Consider the following 10,353-nt stretch of genomic DNA (forward strand, 5'->3'; position numbering starts at 1 on the left):
TGCATAGCGATGGGGTCGGCGTGATCACCAGGCGACGGGGCCGAGGCGGTCGACGAAGATCCCGGTCGGGCCGTCGGCGTCGAGCGTCGCGAGCCGGACGATCGAGTCGGTGCCCTCGGTGACCGTCAGTTGGCCGGTGTGCCGGTTCATGTCGGTGGCCGCGATCTTGTGATTGGCGACCTCGCCGGGCGTGGCGACGTTGAACTTGATGGCCGGCAGCGCCTGGGCGTACCGGACGGTGATCATGTGCAGCGCCGCCTTCGACGAGCTGTAGGCGAGCTCGTGCATCTTCGAGACCGGCTGGTCCGGGTCGGTCACGACCGCGAAGGAACCGCCGCCGCTGCCCACCATCACCACCCGCGGATGCTCCGCGGCCTGTAGCAGGGGCAGGAATGCGTGGGTGACCCTGATCGGCCCGTACACGTTGGTGTCGTAAACGGAGTGGATCTCGTCGGCCGTCGCCGCCGCTGGCGGGACGACGTTTCCGGGCGCGCCCGCGTTGTTGATGAGCACGTCCAGCCGGTCGGTGTGCTGCCGGACGAGCGACACGGCGTCGGCCACCGACTCGTCCGACGTGACGTCCAGCGGGATCATGACCACGTCGGCGCCACCGGCGGCCAGCTTGTCGGCGGCCACTTGGCCGCGTTCCCGGTCACGTGAGCCGAGGAAGACCGTCCACCCTCGTTCCCCGAGCCGGCGGGCCGCTTCGTACCCCAGTCCTTTGTTGCCTCCGGTGACCAGCACCGAGGTCTGTCGTGAGTTCGTCATGCCCTTCGTGACGAGAAGCGCGGTCGACCTGTAACACGGTGTGGGCGGCCTCACCGTCAGCGGATCGCCCGGGTCGCGAGCTTGTCGAACTCCTCGTCGGGCAGCGTCCGGTTGAGGTTCAGGAGCTGCTCGGCCATCGCGCCGACCGCGTAGCGGGTTTCCGGATGGCTGGAGTCGACGGCGGCGCGGATGGCCTGTGCGACGACGTCGGGGTCGGAGCCGCCGGCCAGCCCGGTCGTCGCCTCCCGGGCCATCGCCTCGGCCATGTGGCGGTAGGCGCCGTCGCCGGAGTACTGCCTCAATTGCGCGGCGGTCCGGTCCTCGAACTCGGTCCTGATGATGCCGGGCTGGATGATGACGACGCGGACGCCGAACGGTTCGACCTCCATGCGCAGGGTGTCGGAGTACGCCTCGAGCGCGTGTTTCGAGGCGTAGTACCAGGCGCCGAGCGGCAGCGCGATCTCGCCGCCGATCGAGGAGACGTTGACGATGGTGCCGGACCGCCGGCGGCGCATGCTCGGCAGGACGAGCTGCACGAGCCGGGCCGGCGCGAACAGGTTCACCTGGAACTGATCGCGGGCCAGATCGAGGGGTACGTCCTCGGCCGCGCCGTGCAGCACCGTTCCGGCGTTGTTGACGAGTACGTCGATGCGTCCCTGCTCGTGCAGCACCGTTTCGACGACGCGGTCGAGGTCCGCACTGTGCCTGGCGTCCATCGCGAGCGGGTGGCCGCCGGCCCGGCGAAGAGCGTCCATCTTGGGTACGCGACGGGCCGCGCCGTACACCGTGTGGCCGGCGTGTCGCAGCTCGAGGGCCGTGGCGAGCCCGATTCCGGATGACGCGCCGGTGACGAGGCAGATCTTGGTCATGGCTACCTTCCTTCGTGCCTGGACAGTGACGTCCACGAGTTCTCCGCGACCAGGCGCCATCCGTCGGTTCCGGCCCGGACCAGCGGGGTCCAGCCGGTAGCCTCGTGCAGCTTCTGGCTGGACAGGCGCTGGGATCGGCTCAGCGGTTCCATTTCGGACGGAATCTCGTCCATCGGTGGCCGAAGCGCGTCGCGCCCGACGACGGCGGCGAGCGCTGCGTCGATCTCCTCTCGTGTCGGCGGATCGGTGTCGGCCACGTTGTAGGTGCCGGCAGGTGCGGCGACCGCCGAGGCGACCGCGGTGCCGGCGTCGTCGAGCCAGAGGGTCGGCTGGTACGCGTCCCGCCGGCCGACACCGGGCGAGATTCCGCTGCGCGCGTCCTCGACGTTCGCCCGGGACAGGTGGCTGTCGGGACCGATGAACATGCCGAAGCGCAGGATGACCGTGTCTCCGGCGAACAGATGCGTGGCGTTGGCCTCGGCAGTCAGTGCCGTCGTGGTCGTGCCGCCGCCGATGACCGGCGCGCTTTCGTCCAGCCAGGCGTCGCCGCCGTCGGCATAGAGGAACGCGAGCGACTCCTGTATCAGGCGCTCGGCACCCACGGCCTGCGCCGCGCGCGCGATGACGGCCGACGCCTCCCGGCGCAGGCGATCATTCTCGTCCCAGGCGCCGGGCCGTGCCATGCGGTCGGCCGGCGGAACGTGCGTCAGAAGGTTGATGACGACGTCCGCGCCGGCGAACGCCCGCTCCAGCGCGGACCGGTCGAAGACCTCGGCTTCGACGGCGCGGGCCCCGAGTCCTTCGAGCAGCGACCGGCCGCGGGCGGACCGCGTGACGCCGGCGACTCGATGGCCTCTCGACAGCAGTTCCCGTACGGCACGCCGGCCGGCAACGCCGCTGGCTCCGGTGATCACAATGTTTCGCATGACCCGGTGACGAGGCACCCGGCGGGAACGTCACAGGCAATGTGCCGCGAACCCCGTGGATGTGTCACGGGTCACCAGCTGTCACGTTTCGTCGCCCGCGATCGACTCATGAGTGACCACACACTCGAGTTCGGGAGGCACCGATGACCGATCTCCCGGTCCGGCAAGCTGTTCCCCGCAAACCCGATCGGGCGGCACGTCTGCGCGCCGGTACACCGCTGCGATCGCTGCTCAATCGGGTGTTTCCCGATCACTGGTCGTTTCTGCTGGGCGAGATCGCGCTGTTCTCCTTCGTCGTGCTCCTGATGACCGGGGCATTCCTGGCGCTCTTCTACGACTCGTCGGCTCGGGAGCTGACCTATGACGGCGCCTATGAATCCCTGCGCGGCGCCCGCATGTCCGCGGCGTACGCATCCACACTGGACATCTCCTTCGAGGTCCGCGGCGGCCTGATCGTCCGGCAGATCCATCACTGGGCGGCGCTGCTGTTCCTGGCCGCGATCATGCTGCATCTGCTGCGCGTCTTCTTCACCGGCGCCTTCCGCCGGCCCCGCCGACTCGCCTGGGTCGCCACCGCCCTGGTGTTCTGGACGGGCGTCGCACAGGCCTACGCGGGCACGATGCTGCCCGACGACGGGCGCTCGTTCACCGGGCTGGGCATCGCGTGGAGCATCGTGCTGTCGGTGCCGGTCGTCGGGACGTGGCTCGCGGTGGCGCTGTTCGGTGGCGAGTTCCCGGGTGAGGCGGTCATCCACCGGTTGTACGCGCTCCACACGTCCGTACTCCCCGCACTCCTGCTCGGGCTCTTCGTCCTGCTGATCGTGTTGACGCTGCGGGACGGACGCGCCCAATGGACCGGAGCCCGCCGCACCAACGCGGCGGTGGTGGGTGAGCGGCTGTTCCCCAGGTACGCACTGAAGCGGGCCGGCCTCTTCTTCGTGGTGGTGGGCACGGTCGCCCTCCTCGGCGGCCTGCTGCAGATCAACCCCGTCTGGGTGTACGGGCCGGCCCGCGCCGGGGTCGTGACCGCGGGGGCGCAACCGGACTGGTTCGTGCTCTTTCTCGAGGGCGGACTGCGGCTGATGCCGGCCTGGGACATATCGATACCGCTCGGCGACAGGTACGTCATTCCCTCGCTGTTCTGGCCCGGCATAGTGCTGCCGGCCGTCCTCTTCGGGCTGTCGGTCGGCTATCCGCTTCTGCACCGGCGCGACCGCCATCATCACCATCTGCTGCAACGCCCCCGCGACGTGCCCGCCCGGACGGCTCTGGGCGCGATGGCGTTGACCTTCTGGTCGGTGCTCACGCTCGCCGGCACCGGCGACGTCATCGCGCTGACCTTCCACATCAGCCTCAACGCGATGATCTGGGCCGGCCGGATCCTGCTGTTCCTCCTCCCGCCGCTGGTGTATTCGATCACCTACCGGCTCTGCCTGGGCCTGCAACAGCATGACCGCGAGGTGCTCGTCCACGGCATCGAGACGGGCATCATCCGGCGCACCGCGGACGGTGGATACGTCGAGGCCCACCAGCCGCTGCCCGGTGACGGCCGGTACGCCGGTGCCCCCGTGCCCAAGAAACTCAACGAGGTACTCACATCCCCACCGGAGAGGAAGGAAGAACGATGCGTGTTGCCGTCATCGGAGCGACCGGCCGAATCGGTTCGCTGACCGTGGAAGCCCTCGAACGCGATGGGCACGAGGCTCGACGGATCAGCCTGAGCCAGGGCGTGAACGTCCGGACCGGAGCCGGGCTGGAACCGGCTCTGACCGGCGTGGACACGGTGATCGACGTGCTGAACAGCACAGCGCCCGACCGGGCGGAGACCGTCGGCTTCTTCACGACGACCACCAACAACCTGCTGCTGGCCGAGGAGCGAGCCGGGGTGCGGCACCACGTGCTGCTGAGCATCGCGGGCGTGCACAAGGTCGAGGGGAACGCGCACTACGCGGGCAAGCGGGCGCAGGAGGCCGCCGTGCAGGCGGGTCACGTCCCGTTCACGATCGTGCCCTCGACCCAGTTCCACGACTTCGCGGCGATGGTCGCTTCCTGGTCGGAGAGGGACGGCACGGCCCTGGTCCCGCCCCTGCTGATCCAGCCGATCGCCCCGGCGGACGTTGCCGGCGTGCTGGCCCGGGTCGCCGCCGGACGGCCGCAGGGCCGGCACGGTGACATCGCCGGCCCCGATGCCCAGGACCTCGTCGACATGGCCCGGCGCACGCACGCGGCTCAGGGCCGGGCGGTCCGCCTGGTTCCGACCTGGCACAACGGCGTGTTCGACGAGTCGATGGCTGGTGACGTCCTGCTTCCCGGCCCCGACGCCGACATCGCTCACACCACCTTCGACGCCTGGCTCGCGGACCTGGCCGGGTGAGCGAGCATCAGCCGCGCGGCCCTCATCGCCCCGCCCGTGCCGACCTCCGCGGCCACCGCGGTCGCTCGTGCACGGATGCGCGGCGAGAGAGCCGTGGTGAGCGCGGCCGACAGCGACGCGGCCGACGGCACGGGGGCATCGTGCGCCGCGCCGATCCCGAGCGCGGCCACCCGGCCGCCCCAATAGATCTGGTCACCGCCCTGGGGCACGACCACCTGCGGCGCGCCGGCGCGGGCCGCGGTGGTCGTGGTGCCGGCGCCGCCGTGATGCACCACGGCCGCCACGCGCGTGAAGAGTTCCTGCTGGTTGACGTCCCCGGTGACGAAGCAGTCATCCCGATCGTCCACCAGGGTCAGGCCGGCCCAGCCACGGCCGACCAGTGCCCGGCGGCCCTGCGCACGGATCGCCTCGACGGCCGCCCGCGTGGTGTCCGCGTCCACGGTGCGCATGCTGCCGAACCCCAGGTACACCGGCGGGTCGCCGGCGTCCAGGAACCTCAGCAGGCCGGCCGGGAGCGGGCGTTCGTCGGGCAGGATCCACGCCCCGGTCTGCATGACGTCGAAGCGCTCGTGACCGGGCCACGGAGCGAGGATCGGGTCGGCGGCCAGCAACGGGCGGGTGGTGAACATGAACCGGCCGACGTCCCCCACCGGCGGCAGACCGATTGTGGCCCGATGGGCGTTGACGGGCTCACCGAACAACTCGTCGAAGCCGCGGCCGCCCAGGCCGTCCAGCACGTCCGGGCAGAAGAGTACGTACCGGTACGGGATGCCCAGCTTCTCCGCCACCGACGACCCGACGAACTGCGACATGGCGGTCGCCACGATCACATCGCAGCCGGCCGCGGCGTCGGCCACCGTGGCGTGCTGCGCATCGATGAAGTCGGCCACGCGTTGCCGGCGCTCCTCCGCGCTCGGTGGCCGCTCCCATGAGCGCCACGGCTTGGGGAACGGCACCAGCGGCACGCGTGCGCGAGCCGACAACTCCTTGAACTCCTCGTCCGGAGGCGCGCAGCAACGCACCTCCGCGCCGAGTTCCTGCAACCGCACCGCGAGGGCCACCATCGGTTCGACGTCGCCTCGTGATCCGTACGTCGACAACAACACGCGCATCGGCATCCCGGTTACTTCCCTCTCCCCGTTCTCGTCATGTTCGTGACGAAACCGTCGAGGGGAAGGTAACGAACATGACCGGTACGGGTCCGGACGAGCCCCTGGCGCACGCGTTCGAGGAGCAGCGCGGGCGGCTGGTGGCCGTGGCGCACCGGATCCTCGGGTCGCGGACGGACGCCGAGGACGCGGTGCAGGAGGCGTGGCTGCGGCTGGCGCGCCAGGAGCCGGGCGCGATCGGCAATCTCGGTGGCTGGCTGACCACGGTCGTGGGCCGGGTCTGCATCGACGTGCTGCGCTCACGCCGGACCCGGCCCGAGGCGCGCTTCGACGAGGCGCTGCCCGAGCTGGTCGTGACCGAGGACGCCGGCGCGGGCCCGGAGGAGGACGCGCTGCTGGCCGAGTCGGTCGGACTGGCGCTGATGGTGGTCCTGGACAGCCTCGGTCCCGCCGAGCGCCTGGCCTTCGTGCTGCACGACATGTTCGCGGTGCCGTTCGACGAGATCGCGGAGATGATCGACACGTCCACCGACGCCGCCAAGATGCTCGCCTGGCGGGCCCGCCGCAAGGTCCAGTCCACGCCTCGGCCGACCGCCGACCAGCGGCAGCAGCGCGCCGTGGTCGACGCGTTCATGGCCGCCACGAGCCGCGGAGACTTCGACGGCTTGCTGCGCGTGCTCGACCCGGACGTGACATGGCGGGTACACACGGCTCGCGGCCTGGTCGTGCGGAGGGGGTCAACGGACGTGGCCGCCAGGGTCCAGAGGGCCGGACGGGCACGTGGCACAGCGCGCCGGGTGCGGGTGAACGGAGAGTTCGGGGTCGCGGCATGGACTCCCGACGGCAGGTTGCGCACGGTCATGGCGTGCACGGTCGTCGACGGCCGGATCGTCGAGATGGAGTCGGTGACCGACCCGGCCCAGCTCGCGACGATCAACCTGCCCCGCCCTCAGGACTGAAGCGGAGCTGTTACCCGGCCCTGGCGCCGTACGTCAGTTGGTTGACGAACACCTCGCCACCAAGGAGTCGACCATGCGCGCTCAGCGCCTCCATCTGCACCGTGCGGCACTCCTCGCCGCCGTCCTGGCAACCTTCCCCTATCTGGTGTTGAAGCTGTTGTGGCTGACCGGCTCGAAGGTCGGAACGACCGACCGTCACGGCGCGGACGAGTTGAGCAGCACCAGATTCGTGGCCGGCAACAGCATCACCGTTCTGTTGATGGTGGTCGCGGCCGTCTTCGTCGTCCTGCTCACGCGGTCGTGGGCCAACCGCGTGCCGGCCCGGCTGGTGTTCGTACTCGCGGCCGGGGCCACCGGGCTGCTCGCCCCGATCCTGGTGGGGCTACCGGTCGGGCTCGTCGTCCAGGCGGTGACGAGAGGTGAGGTGGGGCCGGCCCAGGACACGGGTATGGCGCCCTGGGTGTTCGTAGTCGTCTACAGCGGTTTCGGGCTGTTGGGTCTCGCGATGGCGGTCCTGGTCATCGCTCACGTACTCAACCGATGGGGCTCGCTAATCGCACAGCGGCCCCAGCGACCATCGTGGTGGTTCACCGCGGCCGGGGCGGCAGGTCTGCTTCCCTTCGGCGTCGCGATGATCTTCTGGGGTTCGGCCGGTCCCGGAAACAGCGGCCCCCAGGGGATGGACATGCCGGCGCAGCGGACCGTGCTGCTCGTGACCGGACTGCTGAGCATCGCGGCCTTCGTCGTTCCCATGCTCTCGGCGGCGAGCCGGTGGCCCCGGCTGGCCTGGCTCACCACTTGGACCGGGTGCTGCGTCGCCGCCCTGCAAGGGCCGACCGAGGTCCTGCTCGCCCAGGGCGGAATGGTCGAACCCGCGGTGGCCGTCATAGCCGTGCTCTCCACGCCGGGAGCCGGCATCTACGGCCTGGCCGTCCTGAAGCAGCGGCTTTCCCACCACCCGGACGCGTCTCGGCCGGTTCATGCCGCGCAGACCTCCCCTCGGACCGGGCGCGCCTAGCCGGACCGCGGGAGGTCCATGGACGCGAGGCGCGCAGGATCGGTGACGGACACCATCTCGATGATGCGACCATCGGCCACGGTGCACGCCATGACGCCCAGCGGCGTGCCCTTCCGGTTCCAGACCACGAATCCCGGCTCGCCGTTGACGAACACCGGGCTCGTGCTCACCTGGGCCTTGGCCCCGAGCTGAGCCCGGGTGGCGACCTCGGTCGCTCCCCGTCTGACGACGACGCCACGCCCGGTGTAGGCGCGCCACGTCACGTCCGGGTCGAGCACCCGCAGCAGCCCTTCGAAGTCTCCCTCGCGGGATGCTGCGATGAACGCGTCGACCACCGCACGCTGCCGCTTCGGTTCCTCGGAGGCGCGCGGCCTGTCCTGCACCTTCCGGCGGGCCCGGCTGGCGAGCATCTTCGTGGCGTCCGTGGACCGGCCGACGATCGGGGCGATGTCCTCGAACGGCACCGCGAACATGTCGTGCAGGACGAAGGCGAGCCGCTCGGCCGGGCGGAGGGTGTCGAGCACCACCATCATCGCCAGCCCCACAGAGTCGGTGAGCACCGCCTCGTCCTCCGGTGTGTCGCCGGCGTCCGCGGCCACGAGCAACTCGGGCAGCTGGTCGGACGGCGCCTCGGGCCGAGCTTTACGCGAGCGCAGGACGTCGATACAGACCCGGCCGACAACGGTGGTCAGCCAGCCGGCGAGGTTGTCGATCGTGGCGGGCTCCTGGCGCGCCAGCCGCAGCCATGCCTCTTGCACCGCGTCCTCGGCGTCCATGCGCGATCCGAGCATCCGGTACGCCACCGCCACCAGCCGCTCACGCTGCGCCTCGAAGGCTTGCGCGACGGCTTCGTGCGCGTCCGACCCGGTCATGTCGTTACCTCCCTGCAGCGCGTTCCGTCATGAATGTGACGAGACCGGAAGGACTGAGGTAACCGATGGAGGAACGCCAATGGAAACAGGTACGACGAAATCGCTCAAGACCCCTGCGCCGCCCGGCGCCCGCATCGTCGCGACAGGCCGTCTGGTCGCCCTGGCCTGCATCGGGTTCGCGGTCGTCAACGTCGCCTTCGAGCTGACCGACCACTTCGCCTCCGGTCCCTATGCCGAGTATTCCGCTGGGCTCAGCGTGATGAACTGGTTCGTCACCGTGCTCAAGGTCGTGGGCGCCGCGGTGGCACTGTTGTCGGTCGCCCGCCGACCGAGACTTCTTCCGCCGCCGTTACTCGGCGTGTTGTTGTGGGGAGCGTTCGCGCTGCTCGCCGTGTACGGCCTGGGCAGCTTGGTGCAAGCCGTCGGCCTGGCGACGGGTCTGACGGGCGACCCCGACGAGATCGGCCTGGCCGCCGTCGCCTACGTGCTCTTCTTCCTGTTGGTCGCGGCCGGCTACGGCGTCCTGGCGATCTCGTACGCACGGCGCTTCCAACTCGGCAAGGGCGTCGTCGCCCTCGGTGTGCTCGGCGCACCCGTGGCGCTGGCCGTGATCCTGCTGGCCGTACCCATGCTGTTGACCGCCCTCGGCGTCATGCCCCCGACCTGACGGCGGACCGCCCGGTGTGCGACCACCCCTGGCTGCAAGCGGCTTGCAAGCAGGACGCAGGCGGCGCGGCCGATCGTGGGTGCTCCAGCCCACGAGCAGAAGGACGTCCTCCCATGAGCACGAGCACTCGCATCGACACCGCGGAGATGCCGGCGGTCCACACGTTCTTCCGGCGCGAGTTCCGCCTCGCGGCCGGAGTCGTCCGCGGAGTCCGCGCCGGCGACGTCGCCCGCGCCCGCGCCGTCGCCCGGCACCTCGACTACATCGCCCGGTGCCTGCACGACCACCACACCGCCGAGGACGAGCTGGCCTGGCCGCTGCTGCTGCAGCGGGTGCCCGACGAGCTCGCCCCGATGGTGCACCTGATGGAGAGCCAGCACGAGCGCGTCGACGGCCTGCTCACCGAGATCGAGCGGATCCGGCCGCGGTGGGCGACGACGGCGGATCCGGCCGAACGCGACCGCATGGCGGACCTGCTCGACGCCCTCTACGGCAACCTCGCCGAGCACCTCGACGCGGAGGAGGAACGGCTCCTGCCGATCGCGGCGGGGGCGATGACCCGGGACGAATGGGAGGAGATGGGCCGGCGGGCCAGGAGGGACAACCGGCCGTCGGAAGGGCTGAGGACGTTCGGGATGATCCAGTACGAGGCCGATCCGGTGGTGGTCGCCCGGATGATCTCCGGCGCGCCGGCGCCGGTGCGGTGGCTCCTGCCGCGGGGGGGGGGGCGGCGCGGGGACGCCGGCCCGATGGGCGTTGAGACCTCGGCCCCCCGCCGACCCGCGCGCGGC

The 10,353-nt window shown here is 70.6% G+C and carries 11 protein-coding genes; 6 read left to right on the plus strand and 5 right to left on the minus strand.

Going from position 1 to position 10,353, the window contains the following annotated elements; translation table 11 throughout:
- Positions 1 to 24: 24 nt before the first annotated feature.
- Genes AB0M20_RS11615 through AB0M20_RS11625 form a run of 3 tightly spaced genes read right to left on the minus strand, consistent with a single transcriptional unit; the run spans position 25 to position 2,563 of the window.
- On the minus strand, positions 25 to 768 hold the full coding sequence (locus AB0M20_RS11615) for an SDR family NAD(P)-dependent oxidoreductase (protein ID WP_364297044.1): 744 nt from the start codon (positions 766 to 768) through the stop codon (positions 25 to 27).
- 56 nt (positions 769 to 824) lie between these two features.
- Positions 825 to 1,637: an oxidoreductase gene (locus AB0M20_RS11620; protein ID WP_364297046.1), complete on the minus strand. Its 813-nt coding sequence runs from the start codon at positions 1,635 to 1,637 to the stop codon at positions 825 to 827.
- Between the two features lie 2 nt (positions 1,638 to 1,639).
- Positions 1,640 to 2,563: an NAD(P)-dependent oxidoreductase gene (locus tag AB0M20_RS11625; RefSeq protein ID WP_364297048.1), complete on the minus strand. Its 924-nt coding sequence runs from the start codon at positions 2,561 to 2,563 to the stop codon at positions 1,640 to 1,642.
- 143 nt (positions 2,564 to 2,706) lie between these two features.
- On the opposite strand from AB0M20_RS11625, the gene AB0M20_RS11630 reads away from it, so the two are divergent.
- Together AB0M20_RS11630 and AB0M20_RS11635 are read left to right on the plus strand one after the other, a co-directional pair.
- Positions 2,707 to 4,233, plus strand: a complete 1,527-nt coding sequence (locus tag AB0M20_RS11630) for a cytochrome b N-terminal domain-containing protein (RefSeq protein ID WP_364297050.1) — start codon at positions 2,707 to 2,709, stop codon at positions 4,231 to 4,233.
- A complete protein-coding gene (locus AB0M20_RS11635) occupies positions 4,188 to 4,937 on the plus strand; it encodes an SDR family oxidoreductase (protein WP_364297052.1) in 750 nt (249 codons plus the stop codon). Before AB0M20_RS11630 ends, AB0M20_RS11635 begins: the two co-directional genes overlap by 46 nt.
- Here the strand turns inward: AB0M20_RS11635 and AB0M20_RS11640 are convergent.
- Positions 4,895 to 6,049 carry a glycosyltransferase gene (locus AB0M20_RS11640; protein WP_364297054.1) on the minus strand — a complete coding sequence of 385 codons (1,155 nt, stop codon included), beginning with the start codon at positions 6,047 to 6,049 and terminating at the stop codon, positions 4,895 to 4,897. The genes AB0M20_RS11635 and AB0M20_RS11640 overlap by 43 nt on opposite strands.
- Positions 6,050 to 6,123: 74 nt before the next feature.
- On the opposite strand from AB0M20_RS11640, the gene AB0M20_RS11645 reads away from it, so the two are divergent.
- Together AB0M20_RS11645 and AB0M20_RS11650 are read left to right on the plus strand one after the other, a co-directional pair.
- Positions 6,124 to 7,005, plus strand: a complete 882-nt coding sequence (locus AB0M20_RS11645; protein WP_364297056.1) for a sigma-70 family RNA polymerase sigma factor — start codon at positions 6,124 to 6,126, stop codon at positions 7,003 to 7,005.
- Positions 7,006 to 7,078: 73 nt separating this feature from the next.
- Entirely contained in the window at positions 7,079 to 8,023 is a 945-nt protein-coding gene (locus AB0M20_RS11650) for a hypothetical protein (RefSeq protein WP_364297058.1), read from the plus strand.
- Here the strand turns inward: AB0M20_RS11650 and AB0M20_RS11655 are convergent.
- Positions 8,020 to 8,895: a sigma-70 family RNA polymerase sigma factor gene (locus AB0M20_RS11655; RefSeq protein ID WP_364297060.1), complete on the minus strand. Its 876-nt coding sequence runs from the start codon at positions 8,893 to 8,895 to the stop codon at positions 8,020 to 8,022. The two genes, AB0M20_RS11650 and AB0M20_RS11655, sit on opposite strands and share 4 nt — an antisense overlap.
- 79 nt (positions 8,896 to 8,974) lie before the next feature.
- Between AB0M20_RS11655 and AB0M20_RS11660 the strand changes: the two genes are divergently transcribed.
- A complete protein-coding gene (locus AB0M20_RS11660) occupies positions 8,975 to 9,562 on the plus strand; it encodes a hypothetical protein (RefSeq protein WP_364297062.1) in 588 nt (195 codons plus the stop codon).
- A 113-nt stretch (positions 9,563 to 9,675) separates the two neighbouring features.
- The coding region (locus tag AB0M20_RS11665; protein WP_364297064.1) for a hemerythrin domain-containing protein at positions 9,676 to 10,353 on the plus strand (678 nt) is incomplete at its 3' end.

The sequence above is a fragment of the Actinoplanes sp. NPDC051633 genome (genome assembly GCF_040681735.1).
In the GTDB taxonomy this organism is placed as follows: Bacteria; Actinomycetota; Actinomycetes; order Mycobacteriales; family Micromonosporaceae; genus Actinoplanes.

What these genes read in the sequence shown, in the direction of transcription:
- AB0M20_RS11660 (WP_364297062.1), top strand. Translation starts at nt 8,975, where the DNA reads ATGGAAACAGGTACGACGAAATCGCTCAAGACCCCTGCGCCGCCCGGC.
- AB0M20_RS11630 (WP_364297050.1), top strand. Translation starts at nt 2,707, where the DNA reads ATGACCGATCTCCCGGTCCGGCAAGCTGTTCCCCGCAAACCCGATCGG.
- AB0M20_RS11635 (WP_364297052.1), top strand. Translation starts at nt 4,188, where the DNA reads ATGCGTGTTGCCGTCATCGGAGCGACCGGCCGAATCGGTTCGCTGACC.
- AB0M20_RS11615 (WP_364297044.1), bottom strand. Translation starts at nt 768, where the DNA reads ATGACGAACTCACGACAGACCTCGGTGCTGGTCACCGGAGGCAACAAA.
- AB0M20_RS11650 (WP_364297058.1), top strand. Translation starts at nt 7,079, where the DNA reads ATGCGCGCTCAGCGCCTCCATCTGCACCGTGCGGCACTCCTCGCCGCC.
- AB0M20_RS11625 (WP_364297048.1), bottom strand. Translation starts at nt 2,563, where the DNA reads ATGCGAAACATTGTGATCACCGGAGCCAGCGGCGTTGCCGGCCGGCGT.
- AB0M20_RS11620 (WP_364297046.1), bottom strand. Translation starts at nt 1,637, where the DNA reads ATGACCAAGATCTGCCTCGTCACCGGCGCGTCATCCGGAATCGGGCTC.
- AB0M20_RS11640 (WP_364297054.1), bottom strand. Translation starts at nt 6,049, where the DNA reads ATGCGCGTGTTGTTGTCGACGTACGGATCACGAGGCGACGTCGAACCG.
- AB0M20_RS11655 (WP_364297060.1), bottom strand. Translation starts at nt 8,895, where the DNA reads ATGACCGGGTCGGACGCGCACGAAGCCGTCGCGCAAGCCTTCGAGGCG.
- AB0M20_RS11645 (WP_364297056.1), top strand. Translation starts at nt 6,124, where the DNA reads ATGACCGGTACGGGTCCGGACGAGCCCCTGGCGCACGCGTTCGAGGAG.